The organism is Paenibacillus sp. ALJ109b (genome assembly GCF_010747435.1).
GTDB classification, from domain to species: domain Bacteria; phylum Bacillota; class Bacilli; order Paenibacillales; family Paenibacillaceae; genus Paenibacillus; species Paenibacillus taichungensis.
Window position 1 is genome coordinate 1 of sequence record NZ_JAAIFP010000031.1, and the last position, 16,224, is coordinate 16,224.

16 protein-coding genes, 1 rRNA gene and 1 other annotated feature are annotated in these 16,224 nt (G+C 46.3%); all 17 genes read right to left on the bottom strand.

From position 1 onward, the window contains the following. Positions 1 to 267 (bottom strand): 16S ribosomal RNA (locus tag G3352_RS26075); the annotation flags it as partial. Between the two features lie 540 nt (positions 268 to 807). Continuing rightward, on the bottom strand, positions 808 to 2,424 hold the full coding sequence (locus G3352_RS26080; protein ID WP_163761091.1) for a LysM peptidoglycan-binding domain-containing protein: 1,617 nt from the start codon (positions 2,422 to 2,424) through the stop codon (positions 808 to 810). Between the two features lie 204 nt (positions 2,425 to 2,628). Beyond that, positions 2,629 to 3,513 (bottom strand): branched-chain-amino-acid transaminase, encoded by an 885-nt coding sequence (ilvE, locus tag G3352_RS26085; protein WP_163761092.1) that lies wholly within the window; start codon positions 3,511 to 3,513, stop codon positions 2,629 to 2,631. A 139-nt stretch (positions 3,514 to 3,652) separates the two neighbouring features. Beyond that, a complete protein-coding gene (pheA, locus tag G3352_RS26090) occupies positions 3,653 to 4,534 on the bottom strand; it encodes a prephenate dehydratase (protein ID WP_163761093.1) in 882 nt (293 codons plus the stop codon). Continuing rightward, complete coding sequence (gene thrB, locus G3352_RS26095; RefSeq protein WP_163761094.1) at positions 4,531 to 5,499, bottom strand: homoserine kinase; 969 nt, start codon at positions 5,497 to 5,499, stop codon at positions 4,531 to 4,533. Before thrB ends, pheA begins: the two co-directional genes overlap by 4 nt. After that, the gene (thrC, locus tag G3352_RS26100; protein WP_064635832.1) at positions 5,496 to 6,566 is read right to left on the bottom strand and encodes a threonine synthase; all 1,071 of its coding nucleotides are present in this window, start codon (positions 6,564 to 6,566) and stop codon (positions 5,496 to 5,498) included. The genes thrB and thrC overlap by 4 nt, the downstream gene beginning before the upstream one ends. Positions 6,567 to 6,692: 126 nt before the next feature. Then, complete coding sequence (locus G3352_RS26105; RefSeq protein ID WP_076290955.1) at positions 6,693 to 7,979, bottom strand: homoserine dehydrogenase; 1,287 nt, start codon at positions 7,977 to 7,979, stop codon at positions 6,693 to 6,695. Between the two features lie 94 nt (positions 7,980 to 8,073). After that, entirely contained in the window at positions 8,074 to 8,511 is a 438-nt protein-coding gene (locus tag G3352_RS26110; RefSeq protein ID WP_024633956.1) for an ACT domain-containing protein, read from the bottom strand. A gap of 232 nt (positions 8,512 to 8,743) precedes the next feature. Further along, the gene (gene obgE, locus G3352_RS26115) at positions 8,744 to 10,054 is read right to left on the bottom strand and encodes a GTPase ObgE (protein ID WP_163761095.1); all 1,311 of its coding nucleotides are present in this window, start codon (positions 10,052 to 10,054) and stop codon (positions 8,744 to 8,746) included. A gap of 17 nt (positions 10,055 to 10,071) precedes the next feature. Beyond that, positions 10,072 to 10,809 (bottom strand): Spo0B domain-containing protein, encoded by a 738-nt coding sequence (locus tag G3352_RS26120; RefSeq protein ID WP_063568125.1) that lies wholly within the window; start codon positions 10,807 to 10,809, stop codon positions 10,072 to 10,074. Between the two features lie 151 nt (positions 10,810 to 10,960). After that, the gene (rpmA, locus tag G3352_RS26125; protein WP_024633959.1) at positions 10,961 to 11,272 is read right to left on the bottom strand and encodes a 50S ribosomal protein L27; all 312 of its coding nucleotides are present in this window, start codon (positions 11,270 to 11,272) and stop codon (positions 10,961 to 10,963) included. 23 nt (positions 11,273 to 11,295) lie between these two features. Beyond that, on the bottom strand, positions 11,296 to 11,625 hold the full coding sequence (locus G3352_RS26130) for a ribosomal-processing cysteine protease Prp (RefSeq protein WP_079347324.1): 330 nt from the start codon (positions 11,623 to 11,625) through the stop codon (positions 11,296 to 11,298). A gap of 13 nt (positions 11,626 to 11,638) precedes the next feature. Beyond that, complete coding sequence (rplU, locus tag G3352_RS26135; protein WP_062328098.1) at positions 11,639 to 11,950, bottom strand: 50S ribosomal protein L21; 312 nt, start codon at positions 11,948 to 11,950, stop codon at positions 11,639 to 11,641. A 14-nt stretch (positions 11,951 to 11,964) separates the two neighbouring features. Next, positions 11,965 to 12,049: a sequence feature (ribosomal protein L21 leader region), on the bottom strand. A gap of 56 nt (positions 12,050 to 12,105) precedes the next feature. Continuing rightward, positions 12,106 to 13,356 carry an Rne/Rng family ribonuclease gene (locus G3352_RS26140; RefSeq protein ID WP_163761096.1) on the bottom strand — a complete coding sequence of 417 codons (1,251 nt, stop codon included), beginning with the start codon at positions 13,354 to 13,356 and terminating at the stop codon, positions 12,106 to 12,108. 106 nt (positions 13,357 to 13,462) lie between these two features. After that, positions 13,463 to 14,323, bottom strand: a complete 861-nt coding sequence (locus tag G3352_RS26145) for a M50 family metallopeptidase (RefSeq protein WP_163761097.1) — start codon at positions 14,321 to 14,323, stop codon at positions 13,463 to 13,465. Beyond that, positions 14,316 to 15,200, bottom strand: a complete 885-nt coding sequence (locus G3352_RS26150) for a M23 family metallopeptidase (protein ID WP_163761098.1) — start codon at positions 15,198 to 15,200, stop codon at positions 14,316 to 14,318. Before G3352_RS26150 ends, G3352_RS26145 begins: the two co-directional genes overlap by 8 nt. Before the next feature lie 226 nt (positions 15,201 to 15,426). After that, positions 15,427 to 16,221: a septum site-determining protein MinD gene (minD, locus tag G3352_RS26155; protein WP_053783092.1), complete on the bottom strand. Its 795-nt coding sequence runs from the start codon at positions 16,219 to 16,221 to the stop codon at positions 15,427 to 15,429. Positions 16,222 to 16,224: the final 3 nt, after the last annotated feature.

The following is a 16,224-nucleotide window of genomic DNA, read 5'->3' on the forward strand; positions in this document are numbered from 1 at the left end:
CACCAACTAGCTAATGCGCCGCAGGCCCATCCCCAAGTGACAGATTGCTCCGTCTTTCCAGTTCTCTTCAGGAGAAGAAAACAACTATTCGGTATTAGCTACCGTTTCCGGTAGTTGTCCCAAACTTGAGGGCAGGTTGCCTACGTGTTACTCACCCGTCCGCCGCTAACTATCAGAGAAGCAAGCTTCTCTTCAAGTCCGCTCGACTTGCATGTATTAGGCATGCCGCCAGCGTTCGTCCTGAGCCAGGATCAAACTCTCCAATAAAGATGAATTTCAGCAGCGTGGTTAGACGCTATGAAAATCATCGGTGGTATTGAAAAGAGCGATAAGCTCATTTTGAAACTGACGAGATTAAAAATCTCATTTATTTTGCTTCGAAATCATACAGTCCGAAGACGTGTACCGATTTCTCAGCGTCGATCTTGCAAGCAAGATCGTTACTCACTCGTTGTTCAGTTTTCAAAGATCAAACTTGTTTGTCTTACTCTTTTCGTTGTCAGCGCTGTGTTTCAGCGGCGACTTAAATAATATATCATACTGACGAAACCAATGCAATAGTTTTTCAAAAAAACTTTTAATAGATTCTAAGCCCCCAGTGCCCTCACTAAAACTTTAGCGAATTCCCCCCAATAATCCCGTCCACATTCAAGAGTTTTCTTTCTTGATATCTACTAAAGAACCCTATAAGGGTGACACTTCCATACTGCAATAGGATTACCCTACTCTCCATACAAAAACTTAAAAGGCCGGCTCTTCTCAGAGTCGACCTTTTAAAAATTAACAGTTTTCCGTTACTTTACAGTGTTATTGCTGTATCCAGGGATTTCTACGCTTTTTGTTGTCAGAACTACGTTTAGTGGCTATCCCTGTGCGTTCTCTTGATTGTTTCCCGGATACAGTTACTTTAGATTTAGCTTTGGCAGCAGGTTTGGCTGTTCTGCGTTTCGCAGTTCCTGTTTTGGCTGCTTGTTTGGGCTTCGCATCCAGATTGAACTCAGTCTCACTCTCTGTAGAAGACTGGCTTAAGTTAGCCTCGTCACGTCCACCCTTTTTGCCTTCCCCCTTACCTTGTGGAGGATACAGTTCACCAAATGCACCTAATGGAGACGGCGGCACCATGTTCTGAGTAGGGTATGGATTTTGATAGGCATACTCCAATGGCTGATTAGGCATCATGGATGTGGTCATTTCAGGTTGCATCCCATAAGGATTGTATGTGCCCCACGCTGGGTTCTGGTAGTTATGTGAGGGATGTGCGTATTGATGGTTGGGCATATGATGGTTGCCACATCCGCATGGCGGGTACGGAAGCATAGAGTAAGGAGAAATATGAGGCGGTTGGTGGTTTATATGCTCATTGGCCGCAAATGGAGGGTATGGGCTGTTCACTTGACCTGATGGAGCGATCGGATATGTGTTGTTCTGCATCTCAGCAGATACGTTCGGCATAGCGTTGTTATGATTATACTCCGTGCCGGTCCAAGGCGTGTTGGATGTATGACCTATGGAGTATGGACTCACTTCAGGTATACCTGGGAATGTAGCATTGTCGTTCGCCCCAGCCGTATACATGTTTTGTGGAGCAATGTATACCTCTTGTGCAGGTACAGGAACTTGGGCATAGGGATGCTCGGCAGGAGCATGCAGCATTTTACTGCCGCAACCACATGGAGCTTTGGTCGCAGGAGCTACTTCTGTAGGCCATTCCGTGTTGTTAGGTATTACAGGTAAAGGCAGGACTTCAGGTGAGATATTAGGCATCGTATACGTCGGCGCTTCAGTTATCGGTTTTAATTGCACTTCGGATTTGGTATTATCTTTCTTCTGAGCTTCCTTCTGCGGCTTCTCTTCAGGAATTTCAGGTAACTGTGGTAACACTTCCACTTCTGGCTTGATATTAGGTACGACCGGATTTGCAGGTACAGGAGCCGGAACCGCATTGGAGACTTCCGGTAAAGGTGCTGGTTCAGGTACTGGGACGACTGGAGCCGTTTCTTCTTTGACTCCCGTGTATTCCTTCCCTTCAGGAGACAGCTTCTCATGAGCAACATTGGATGATGTACCATTTTCTGAAGCCACGTTCCCCGGTGCATTCGCTGATGGAATGTACACGGTCTCCCCTACAAGAAGAGCATTAGGATTTTTCAATTGCGGGTTCGCATTGATCATATCTTTCAACGGAACTCCCCAAGCCTGTGACAACTTCCATAATGAATCGCCTTGCTGGACTTTATGACTGTGCAACACGCCTTCTGGCTTTGGTGTTACAGGCTCCGCAGGAATTTTGACCTTCATGCCGATCTCCAACTTGTCAGGATTTGAAATTTGCGGATTAGCTGCGATAATTTTGTCCAACGCTACATTATATTTTTGGGACAGCAGATATAATGTGTCGCCTTTTTTCACCATGTGTATTTTCACTTGGAACTAACCTCCTAGACGTGATACTTGGGCAGTGCATTCGCCCATACCGTTACTACATCCTATGCAGAAATTGGGCCAATGACATCAACTAAGCAAAAAAAATCCTTCCCGCCCCAAAAACCGCATACTCCAGGTATGCTGAGTTTCTGAGACAAAAAGGATTTCCTGCTTCCCTATTCAGTTCTATTCAGTTCTTTCCAATTAATCTTCCCAAACTTTGTAACCATCTTTGTCGACAATTTGACGGAATGCTTCCAGCAGCCTCAAGGTTACAGGACCTGCAACACCCGTTCCAATCGTCCTGCCGTCCACCTCATAAGCAGCAATAACTTCTGCAGCTGTTCCAGTGAAAAAGACTTCGTCGGCAATGTACACATCATGTAGCGTAAATGGCACTTCTTTTAATTCAAGATCCAGCTCACCGCACAGATCGATAATGGCCTGACGTGTAATTCCCTCTAATGCACCAAGATAACAAGGTGGCGTATAAACTACACCATTTTTGATGATGAAGATGTTATCACTTGAGCCCTCAGTAACGTAACCTTGGGAATTCAGCATAATCGCTTCACCAGCATTTGAATAGTTGGATTGAATTTTAACCAGGATGTTATTCAAATAATTCAATGATTTAATTTTTGGATTAAGTGCATCCGGGATGTTTCGGCGCTGGGATACAGACACGGCTTTTAGCCCAGTAAGATACGCTTCCTCCGGATAGATTGCCAGTTGCTCTACAATGATGATAACGGATGCTTTAGGGCAGCGCAGCGGATCAAGACCCAGATTACCAGGTCCACGTGAAACGATCAGACGAATATAGCCGTTACGCATATCATTGCGACGTACCGTTTCAGCCATCACTTCCAGCATCTCATCATAAGACAGCGGAATGTTCAGACTGATGGATTTAGCTGAATCGTACAAACGATCCAAATGCGCTTTGCATCTGAAAATGTTACCGTTATAAATCCGAATACCTTCGAAAATACCGTCTCCATACAAAAATCCATGATCATATACCGAAACGGTTGCGTTCTCTTTGGTCACATATTGACCATCCAAATAAATCCATTGTTCTGACACCGATGACTGCACCTCCATAAAATTTCCATTCCTAGATTCCGAAACTACATTTATCTCGTTCATTGTACAACAAATGACAAGCTATTTCTTGCTCATTTTACCCAGTCTTATGACAACCTTCAACAATATACGTCCTGATTCAGGTCGTTTTCAACGAAGGATATGTATAACACGGATAGCTGCCAAGAACGCGTACCTGACAATTCAAAGCCTCAATCTCAGCCATGGCTGCGGTAAGCAATACTGAATCTGCACTTTCCTCAACATCAATGTAAAAATAATAACTCCCTAACCTTTTCTTCGTTGGACGAGATTCCAGTCGGGTCAGGTTCAGCTTCCGCCAGGCAAAAGCCGACAACACCTGATGCAATGCACCCGGTGCATCTTCAGGCAATGTAACGAGCAAACTGGTTTTTACATGATCAGGCTCTCGTGGTATCTGAACAGGTTCATGACCTATTAGCACAAAACGAGTATAGTTGTTGTCATGGTCGGTAACCCGTTCAGCCATAATGTCCAAACCGTGCTTCTGTGCAGCCAGCCTGGTGCCAATCGCGACCCAGCCTTTTCCAGGATTTTTTTTCACAATTTCTACAGCTTCCGCTGTACTGTTTACACCCTCAAGGTCTGCTCCAGGTGAATGCAAGCGAATAAAATTCTGGCACTGCGGAATCGCTACAGGATGGGACATGATCTTCGTAATTTTCCCGAAATCATATTCACCACTCTCTGCCCTGAACTCGGAGCCATGTCCAATGACATTCTGAATGGATGGATAAACCCATTCTGCTTGCATCGGAATATCAACTTCGTTAACCAGCCAGTCCATATGCAAACTAACGGAGCCTTCAATCGTATTCTCAATGGGTATGACACTGTACTGGGACTTTCCACTATCCGTAGCCCGGAAAACATCAGAAATCAGCTTAGAATGAAGCAATTCCAAAGGCTCCCCATTAAACAGAAAATCTACTGCTTCATGAGAAACTGAACCTTCAGGTAATACTGCAATTCGTTTCATGCGTTAACTTCCCCTTTAACTCTGTCCATAAAAGGACTTTCATCTTGATCAGGCAGTACGGTAACACCGTCCAGATCCGGATCCAACCACAATGCAGAAGCAGTGATGCCTTCACGGCTCATTGTGTCTATCAAATATTGCTCCAATTCAAGCTTACGAGTATCATGACGATCTACCAACGTCAAAACGGTAGGTCCGGCTCCACTCAATGCAGCCCCCAGGGCTCCATGACTGACCGCATATTCCAGGATCTCAGCCATACCGGGGACCAAGGATGCCCTGTAGGGTTGATGAATCCGGTCAGACATCGCCTTTTGAATCATGTCCAATCTCCCACTTGCCAAAGCTGCAACGAGTAAGGATGATCTGCTTATGTTGTGAATGACATCAGACTTGTCAAACTGCTGTGGAATTACATTTCTTGCTTTCGAAGTGGACAACTCGAAGTCCGGTACGATGACCAAAGTCTGCAAATCCTGATGCGGCTCAATGCGAATATGGTCTACCCGACTGCCATCCCACGCTGCTGTAATGATACCTCCATATAGGGAAGCTCCTACATTATCCGGATGTTTCTCCAGCGACGTAGCCATGTCCAGAAGCTTGGCATCAGATAAAGGAGTGCCAATTAAAGCATTAGCAGCAGCCAACGCGCCCACGATGGCTGATGCACTGCTTCCCAGTCCCCGAGTAAGCGGAATATCGGAATACATGGAAATCTCCAACTCCGGCACGGAGATTCCGGCTTCGTTGAAGACCATCTGCGCGACTTCATATATCAAATTGGATTTATCTGTTGGCAAACCCGTCAGATGATCTCCATGTAAATGGAATGTTGTCTGCTCAGACGGTTTCATCTCAAGCCATGCATACAGAGACAATGCCATGCCCAGGGTATCAAACCCTGGACCCAGATTGGCTGTACTTGCAGGTACCTTAACAGTTACCCTTTGCTGCAAACTCATACGGATTGTTGCTCCAATTGTGCAATTGCCGCCATAACCGCTTCTTCAGAATCTTCCACAACAAGTGGCTCAGTCGCTACCGTTTTGATTGCAATATTAGGATCTTTTAGACCATGTCCTGTCAGAACGCAAACCACAGTCTCTCCGCCTTTAAAGTACCCTTCACTCTTCAGTTTGTATACACCAGCAACGGATGCAGCGGATGCAGGTTCAGCAAAAATCCCTTCACGAGCGGCGATCGTACGATATGCTGTCAGAATTTCTTCATCAGTTACATAATTAATCTGTCCGCCAGACTCTTCAGCTGCAGCTACAGCAGTTTTCCAACTTGCAGGATTACCAATTCGAATAGCCGTTGCTACGGTTTCAGGCTCAAGGATCGGTTCACCTTTGACAATTGCCATTGCGCCTTCCGCTTCAAAACCAACCATACGTGGCAGGGAATTCGATTTGCCTGCTTCTTTATACTCTTTGAACCCTTTCCAGTAAGCCGAGATGTTCCCTGCGTTACCCACTGGAATGGCGAGTACATCAGGTGCTTGACCAAGCTGTTCAATGACTTCAAACGCAGCCGTTTTCTGTCCTTCAATCCGGAACGGATTCACGGAGTTCACGAGCGTAATTGGATGTTTGGCTGTAATTTCACGTACAATTTCCAATGCACGGTCAAAGTTGCCATTAATCGCAATTACCTTTGCTCCATAGATCATGGCTTGAGCCAGTTTTCCCAGCGCAATGTTGTTATTCGGAATCAATACGATACAATTCAGACCAGCACGAGCCGCATAGGCTGCTGCTGCCGCCGAAGTATTACCTGTCGATGCACACATGATCGTGCGGCTGCCTTCTTCCATCGCTTTAGCAACAGCCATAACCATTCCGCGGTCTTTAAATGAACCAGTCGGATTCAAACCTTCATATTTGAAATATAAATTCAATCCAAGTTCCTCAGACAGATTCTCCGCATGAACCAGGGGTGTGTTTCCTTCATGAAGCGTAAGCAGGGGCGTGTTTTCATTAACCGGAAGGTGCTCTCTATACGTTTGCAGTAATCCTTGATATCTCATTGTGGGTAAACTCCTTTGTCGTTAATAATCCGAATATGATTAATATGATTGCATACCTCAATATGGTTAGGCGTGTATCTTAAACTTAGCTTAGACCTGAAATTCAAACCGGAATTTGGGGACGAATTATCCTTCTACCCGGTACACACTCTTAATGCGACGAATGACAGCAAGTGATTCAAAGTGTTTCAATACTTTATCCATGCTTGCCTTGCTAGCGTTATGCGTAACAATGATGATCTCGGCATCCGGGTTGTGCTCGTTCGGCTGTTGCACAACTGAAGCCAGGCTGACTTCGTACTCAGCGAAGATTTGGGTAATTTGCGCCAGTACCCCTGCCTTGTCATCCACATGAAGCAAAATAAAGTTTTTCGACATAATGTGTTCGTCACTTTGCAGACGCTTCTGTTTATAAGGCACAATCGCTTTGAGACCATTCACGCCCAGCTTCAGGTTTTTGATCACAGCCACGATATCCGCCACTACAGAAGTTGCCGTCGGAAGCTCACCTGCACCCGCACCGTAGAACATCGTCTCACCTACAGCTTCGCCATGTACATACACTGCGTTGAACACGCCATTGACGGAAGCAATTGGATGATTCTGTCTTACCATCGTCGGCTGAACACTTATGGTGATCTCATCATCTCGACGATCTGCGATACCCAGCAGCTTCATTTCATAACCAAGTCTTTTGGCATACGTAATATCTTCACGGGTTACGGAAGTAATGCCTCTAACGGTCACATCTTTCAGTTCCACATTGGTGCGGAAGCCCAAAGTACCCAGAATCGCCATTTTGCGAGCTGCATCGAGTCCTTCGACATCCGAAGTTGGATCGGTTTCTGCATATCCGAGTGCTTGAGCCTCTGCAAGAACCTCTTCATATGAGGCACCTTCCTGGCTCATTTTGGTCAAAATAAAGTTCGTTGTTCCGTTCACAATCCCCATAATGCGGGTAATCCGATCGGATGAGAAACCTTCAATCAGCGTGCGAATAATCGGAATGCCACCAGCCACACTCGCTTCGTAGAATACATCACATTGCTTTTCCTGTGCCTTGGCCAAGATCTCGGAACCGTGCAGAGCCATTAAATCCTTGTTCGCAGTTACGATATGCTTGCCACGCTCCAGCGCTTCAAGAATGTACTCTTTGGTCTGATCAATGCCGCCCATAACTTCCACGATAACATCAATATCCGGGTGACGAATGACTTCCCAAGGATCTTCAGTGAGCTTCGCACGGTCTACAGCAATGACACGATCCTTTTCCGTATTCTTCACTGCAATCTTCTCAATAACGATCGGTGATCCAACCTGACTGCTCAGATCCTCCTGATTTCCTTCCACGATGCGAACGACCCCTGTACCCACCGTGCCCAGACCCAACAGTCCCACTTTTACTGGTTTCACTAACGATCTACCCCCAATGTCTTTTTCTCCTTCACCCCTGTACGATTTAACCATACATACAACTTATTCCTAAACGTTTTACGTTAACGTCGAATTAGCCTTGGCCAACAATGCGTGTGCGCCGAACTCCGGGCATATCCTGCATCCGATCGAGCATTTCTCCGATTTCCCCATGAAGATGTGATGTCTCCACTGAAATGACGACATTGGCTCTTCCCTGGAGCGGGATACTCTGATTAATGGTTAGCACGTTGGCTCCATAACCAGCTACATGTCCGAGCACACGAGACAATATTCCTGACTGATGCTCCAAATCAATGGAGATCGTTACAATTCGCTCCCGTTCAAGCTGATTGATCAAATGGATGCCGTCCTTGTACTTATAAAAAGCGCTCCTGCTTAATCCAACCTGCTCAACAGCCTCATGAACTGTTTTGACATCCCCGGAAGCTAGCAGTTCTTTTACCTGCATGGTCTTCACCACAGCCTCTGGCAAAATGTCTTCCCGTACTAAATAATAGCGTTCATTCACAGAACGTCCTCTCCTCAAAGACTCATGTATTCATATAGTGGACATTATATAGGATCTATCTCAAAAGGGCAATACCGCACATGTCTATTTTTGAAAAACTATTCCTAACAGTATACAAGTTTATCCCGCGCGCAGGTAAGGAAAAATAAAAAAAAGCAGAGCAGCGGGTTATCTCCCACTACTCTGCGTATATGTTTTAATCCTTTATATTCGTAAGGGTAGCACTTCTATCTTAATAGTAGCTGCTACCTTCCACAAATTCGAACTCAAATTCGCCAATGCGCACAATGGTGCCCTCTTCAGCTCCGCGTTTACGCAGTTCCGCATCCACACCCATATGACGCAATGTGCGCGCCAATTTGAGAATCGCTTCATGTGAATTCAGCTGCATCCGTTTCATCATACGTTCAATCTTGGCACTTTCGACAACGAAGATTTCATTCTCCCGTACAATACGGAAGCCATCGTCCTCTTTTTTGTCCAAGCTGTATACTTTGCGTTCAGATAAGTCAGCAACTTCTTCAACCATTGGCTCGTCCGGAATTTGATCCAGCAGATCAGCCGCACGATACAAGAGCTCTTGAATGCCTTTCCGTGTCAGGGACGAGATAGGCATAACTTCAATATCCGGTTGAACTTCACGAGCCTTCTGCAAAAACTCTTCCAGATTAGCTTCGGAATCCGGCATGTCCATTTTATTGGCTGCTACAACTTGTGGTCTCTCAGCGAGGACAGGATTGTACAATTTGAGTTCCTCGTTGATTTTCTGCCAGTCTTCGAACGGATCACGTCCTTCTGAACCAGACATGTCAACAACATGAACGATAATGCGTGTACGTTCTACGTGACGCAAGAACTCATGTCCAAGCCCAATACCTTCGTGAGCACCTTCAATCAGGCCCGGCAAGTCGGCCATAACAAAGCTGCGACCTTCACCCACACCAACAACACCCAGGTTAGGAGTAATGGTTGTAAAATGATATGCTCCAATCTTTGGCTTGGCTGCCGAAACAACAGACAACAGTGTAGATTTCCCGACACTTGGGAAACCAACCAAACCGACATCTGCCATGACCTTAAGCTCAAGTACGATGTAACGTTCTTGACCTTCTTCGCCATTTTCGGCCAGTTCTGGCGCTGGATTGTTAGGCGTGGCAAAACGAATGTTTCCCCGTCCGCCTCGTCCACCACGAGCAACAACAACCTGTTGACCATGACGTGTCAAATCAGCCAGTACTTCTCCACTGTCTTCATCCAAAATCACGGTTCCAGGTGGAATACGTACAATCATGTTCTCAGCGTTCGCGCCATGCTGACTTTTATTACGTCCCTTCTCACCACGAGGGGCCTTGAAGTGACGCTGGTAACGGAAATCCATCAACGTACGCAGACCTTCATCCACACGGAAAATGATATCAGCTCCTCTGCCTCCATCACCCCCGGCAGGTCCGCCGTTCGGTACATACTTCTCACGACGAAACGAAATAATTCCGTCCCCTCCGTCTCCGGCTTTCACATAAATCTTCGCTTTATCTACAAACATTGGTTAACCCCTTCTTCCTATATTCCGCAAGGCATTCTGAATTGTATAAACGTATCCTCAGACGGAAGCTGCTCCGTTCTGACTTTTTTTCCTTTGAGTACGGCATTGAGCTGCCGCAATGTTTCCGGATCGGGTGTTTGATCCCCATCCAGTCGGACAACCACATCTCCGTGATCCTGTCCGAAGTTCAAGGTCAGTTTGCGAACCTCTCCCCAAGACGACCGGCCGCCGCCATATTGATAGGCTCGAATCGCATCGGCAATCGCCCCCGTAAGCGACTCGCCATCCTCGGGAGAGACCAGAGCACTAAGCTGCAACTCTTCCTCTACGACCACATGCAATTCCAGAGCGACTCCACTGGTCCGGAAAGATTGAAGATAAAATACGAGTGAAGGAATACCCAATCTGGAGATTCGGCTTTCTTCGTTAACCCGCTCTACTATTCTTTCCACACATTGCACTGATTTATCAAGTTTGCCCAGTCTAAGATATCCATACAATACCTGAAGATCGTTCATCCAATCATGCCTATGATGATTTAATGATGCAATTGCTGTCTTTTCCATAGATTGTATGATGGTTCTGCGTTCCGCCTCTGCCTGTCTCTTCATCACATTCACAGAAACAAAAAGCACCGCGACGGACCACAATGCGTATACAGCAATTGAAATAATCACTGGATACAGCATAACGAAAACCAAAGGAATCAGAAGTGAACATGCCGCAATCCAGGGCACTCTTTTCCAAGATTTCATGGCTTCTCCCCGTTCTACAAAACTCGGTTGGTTTAAACCCCACCGTAACCAAGTATAACATGTCTTTTCTGCCAGTTCATTATCGAATAACCTTTAAATACAAAAAGCCTCCGGCAAAAATGCCGAAGGCTCCTTAGGCGGAATGCCGATATTATGCTTCTACTGCAGCTGCTACTGGAGCAACATTCACAGGGTAGATGCTTACTTTTTTACGATCGCGTCCCCAACGTTCGAATTTCACAACGCCGTCAACTTTCGCAAACAAAGTGTCATCTTTACCGATACCCACGTTAGTACCTGGGTGAATTTTCGTTCCGCGTTGGCGAACGAGAATGCTACCACCAGTTACTGTTTGTCCGTCAGCACGTTTAACGCCAAGGCGTTGTGCGTTACTGTCACGACCATTCTTCGTGGAACCTACACCTTTTTTCGATGCGAATAACTGAAGATTTAATTTCAACATGATTGGTTGTCCTCCTTCTTTAATTATTTGACTTGCTCTATCTGAATATACTTTCCGTATGACTCTGCAATATCAGTGAGCATAAGCACCATGGATTCGAGTAGCAATTGTACCTGGGACCAGGTTCCGTCTTTCTCCAGCACCGGTAAAGAAGCGCTTAAAAAGCCATTCTTCATCTTGGCGTCCATTTCGACACCAGTCAGTGTTTCAATCGAGTTCACCGTACCCACTGTAACAGCGGATACCCCGGCACATACGATGTCTTCTCCTCGCTTGGCAAAATTAGCATGCCCTTTGATGGAGAAACGATCGATGCTCCCGTCATCATTACGAAAGACTTGAACGATAATCACTTATCGCACCTTCTTACGCTTTGATTGCTTCGATAGTTACTTTTGTATACGGTTGACGGTGACCTTGCTTCACATGGTAGTTCTTTTTAGGTTTGTATTTGTATACAACAACCTTTTGTCCTTTGCCATGTTTCTCCACTTTAGCCGTTACAGTTGCTCCGGAAACCAATGGTGTACCTGCTGTCAAACCTTGATCGTTAGATACAGCCAGGACACGGTCGAACGTTACGCTTTCGCCATCGTTCGCAGTCAATTTCTCGATGAACAGAACATCGCCCTCTTGGACTTTGTACTGTTTGCCACCTGTTTCAATAATTGCGTACATTTGCCTTGCACCTCCTCATGTCTCAGACTCGCCCGGTCTCAGGTGACAGTGTCCTTACGGAACTGTTCTTGTACCCGGCCAGTGCGGTTACAGCATGTGCAAGACCAATAGGCTAAACACATACCTGATGATTATACCACCAACTATACTAAAAATCAATGCAACGGCGAAATATATCTTTTGCCTGTCCCATGACAGGAAGAACACGGCTCCACGTAAGGGAGCGTGCTCTCTTCTCGTACCTTCTTACGGGTAAGTTCGAGCAACCCCAGCTTGGTCCACCCCATTACAAAAGCCTTGGTTCGATCCTTCTTAAGTTCATTTTCCAGCGTTGCCGCAACTTCATGCCGATTCATCGCTTCCTCCATATCAATGAAGTCCACAATAATCATGCCGCCGATATCCCGAAGACGCATTAAACGGGCGATCTCAACCGCTGCCTGCATGTTCGTCTCCGTTACTGTCTCTTCCAGACTGTCACCGCCTGCTCCCGTGTACTTGCCTGTATTGACATCGACTACAGTGAGCGCCTCGGTATGATCAATGACGATATAGCCGCCACCAGGCAGCCATACCTTACGGGCGAAATCCCTGTTCAACTGCTCCTGCACTCTATAAGCAGCAAAAATTGATTCTTCTCCCTTGTACACCTGTACTTTAGGTTGATGGCCCGGACAGATCTCCTCCAGCAAAGCACTCAATTCACGGGCTTGTGCTTCATTATCCGTAATGACTTCATCGCTGCCAGGCGTATACACATCACGAATGATCCGCTGAACCATACTGTGGTCTCGATGTAGCAGGCTTGGTGAAGGCAAACTATCCGCTTTTTCACGAATCAGACGCCATTGCTCACGTAATGTTTCCAGGTCTGCCTGAATGGCTTCCCTCTGTTCCTCTGCGGATACGGTTCGTATGATAAGCCCCTCTTCGTTCCGTCTCAGTTGTTCACCCAGTGTTTTGAGGCGGGATCGATCACCCTCACGGGCAATTTTTTTGGAGACGGCTACATAGTCCGCTAAAGGCATGTAGACAAGCCAGCGGCCCGGCAGCGAATAATGAGTCGTCACCCGGGCTCCCTTGCTTCCTACTGGCTCCTTCAGGACCTGGACGATCACATCCTGACCTGGACGAAGCAGCTCCGAAATCGAAGGCTTCACTTTGGGTTGTTTCTCCAGATTGGGATGCAATACATCGTCCACATACAGAAAAGCATTCTTTTTCTGACCGATATCCACAAAAGCAGCTTGCATACCTGGTAACACGTTCACTACCCGTCCTTTGAAATACGAACCCAGCAGTCCACGCTCGCGTGTACGCTCTGCCATGAATTCTACAGCTTTGCCTTCTTCCAGAAGCGCCATTTGCATGAGGTTATGTTCATTATGTACAATCATTTGTTTCATGGCTTCACCTCTAGAAGACAATTCAATTTCATCCACATCCATTCTGTATCATTGCCATACTCATTGTACATGTATTAACCCAATTCAGGACATATCCACCAAGATGCTACAACTTATCCGTGTCTTGTTTGAAATAAGAACCGATGATCCGCTGCTCAGGCAAAACGGCCATGATTCTTCCCTGTCTATTCATCACATATATCATATGGTATCTTTCTCTCTTTAATAGACGCAAAATAGTCTCCAAAGGTTTCGCCGGAAATGAGATAATCGGCTGCGCCAAACTGCCTGTAGCTGCATGTCGGGTGAATGCATTTTCACGATTCATTAGAAATCGGATAAAACGGTATGGGATATTTCGGTAATCAGTCACATTGGAATAGAATAGGAAAATTCCGACCAACAGAATATTTAACGGCAGCCCGTAATCACCGGTAAACCAGCGACCGATGGCAACCAAGATAACCCCTGCGCTACACAGAATGCTGATCCTGTAAGTCCACATCAATGTCGTATAGTAGGGAGCAGCAAGACTAACGAGTGCCTGTACAATTTTACCGCCATCCAGCGGCAACACGGGTAGCAGGTTAAATAGGGCAATCAGCAGATTCCCCTGTATAATATAATCCAAAAAAAGCGGGTCTCCCAGGTTTCCGTACTTCAGCAACAAAACAACTCCAACCATGAGCATATTTTGAAAGGGACCTGCCAAAGCGATAATGATCTCCCGACGCGCTGTAATATTTCCGGCATCCTCAATAACGGCGACGCCGCCAAAAGGAAGCATCTGTATCGAAAGGACACGGCAGCCCAGAAGGGCTGCCGCTGCAGCATGTCCACATTCATGAATAAAAACGATGGCGAACAATGTGATGAGTTCAATAAAATTTCCGGTCAACAGGGAAGCCATCATGATAATTACAAAAAAAGGATGAAACGAGATACGAACACCCCACAACCTAATCAAGGGCAACCACTTCCGCAGGGTCTACGTACTGCTCGCCCTCTTTTACAGCAAAATACAATGTGGCAGGTTGATCATTTCCAGTCTTCTTTAGGCTGCCGACCGCGTCACCCGCTTCTACCCAATCATTCACCTGGACTTCACTTTCGTTCAAACGTCCGTATATGGCTGTGACTTGACCAGAGTGCTGAATTACAACCGTTGTCCCATTTTCCGGATCATCCAATACTTGAAGTACTCGTCCGGCATCTGAACTGATTACTTGAACAAGTCCCGTACCGCCAGCTTCGGGAACAATCTCAATGCCTTTCATACTCAGTGCAAAAGGCTGAACGACGGTTCCCGAGATCGGTTTGCCGAGCAGGTGTCGAATACCTGAGCTGTTCACAGGATCGGTGGTATGTCCAAGAACAGGCAGGAATGATGGTGGTCCGCCAAAATGCCGTTCGTACCAGGCAGCAGCATAGGCAAAATCCATGTCCCGATGCAGCATATCGGCTATTACGGTTTTGGCAGGTGTCGTCCACGAAGTGTTCAACTGAAACAATCCCCAGACACCGCCAAATAATAAAATGCTAACCACCGTTCGTCCCACGAATGACTTCATCAGATTAAAACGCGGATGACCGCCAGGACCATAATGTCCGTTCTCTTTTTTCCAGAGCCATTCCGGATCTCTTTCCGGTTCTGCCAACGAAGATCTTGCCGTTCGTAGATTTTCTTGTATATCCATAGACGAGAAGGGATTACGTTGCGTAGATGTACGCTTGTCGAATACCGAGCCCGCTTCTCGCTGCTGCATAATTTCTTCCGTGGCACCATCCATTAACCGCCGAATGCGTTCTTCTCTTCTCTGCTTGATTCTGAGTTTCGTATTCATGGAATGTCCTCCCGCCGAGGCTTGTTTACTACATCCTATGAGGGGCTCGTTCATAATATGAACAAGCTTCGGTTGGAAGCAAAAATAACCCCACAACGTGGAGTCCTCCTGTGAAGTACATATCCTGTTTTATACAAGACGCCTTTAATAAAAAGCTCCATAATATTCAAAAAGCCGGGCTTGAGGGCCACGGCTATCATACATTAATGTGATGAGAAAGAGCGTGTTAACCCATTCCAAAAAATTTCTTAAAACGTGTGAAAGCACCCTTTTTTTGCTCCAATTGCATCAGAGGAACGGTATCTCCCAGAATACGACGGGCAATATTACGATAGGCAATGGCCGCAAGTGAATCCGGATTCATTACTGTGGGCTCTCCCGAGTTGGCTGCCTTAATGACAAGTTCATCATCAGGAACGATCCCGATCAGATCAATATTAAGTACTTGTAAAATACCGTCAATGTCGAGCATGTCGCCTGATTTGACCATATTGTTGCGGATACGGTTCACAACCAATTTTGGTGATTGAATGTGCGAACTCTCCAGCAAACCAATGACACGGTCCGCATCACGCACAGCTGCATTTTCTGGTGTAGTGACCACAATCGCTTGATCAGCTCCTGCAACCGCATTTTTAAACCCTTGCTCAATTCCGGCTGGACAATCAATTATGACGTATTCAAAATCTTTTTTTAATTCGAGGATAATGTCCTTCACCTGTTCTGGTGACACAGAGTTCTTATCTCTCGTTTGTGCTGCAGGCAGCATATATAATTCTTCAAAACGTTTATCTTTGACCAAAGCCTGATTCAGTCGGCAGCGGCCGTCTGCAACGTCGCACAGATCATAAATGATCCGGTTTTCGAGTCCCATCACGACATCCAGATTGCGAAGGCCGATATCGGTATCTACCAGACAAACCTTTTTGCCGAGCAGCGCCAGCGCTGTCCCGATGTTTGCCGAGGTGGTTGTTTTACCCACGCCGCCTTTACCCGAAGTGATCACGATCGCCTCTCCCATGAG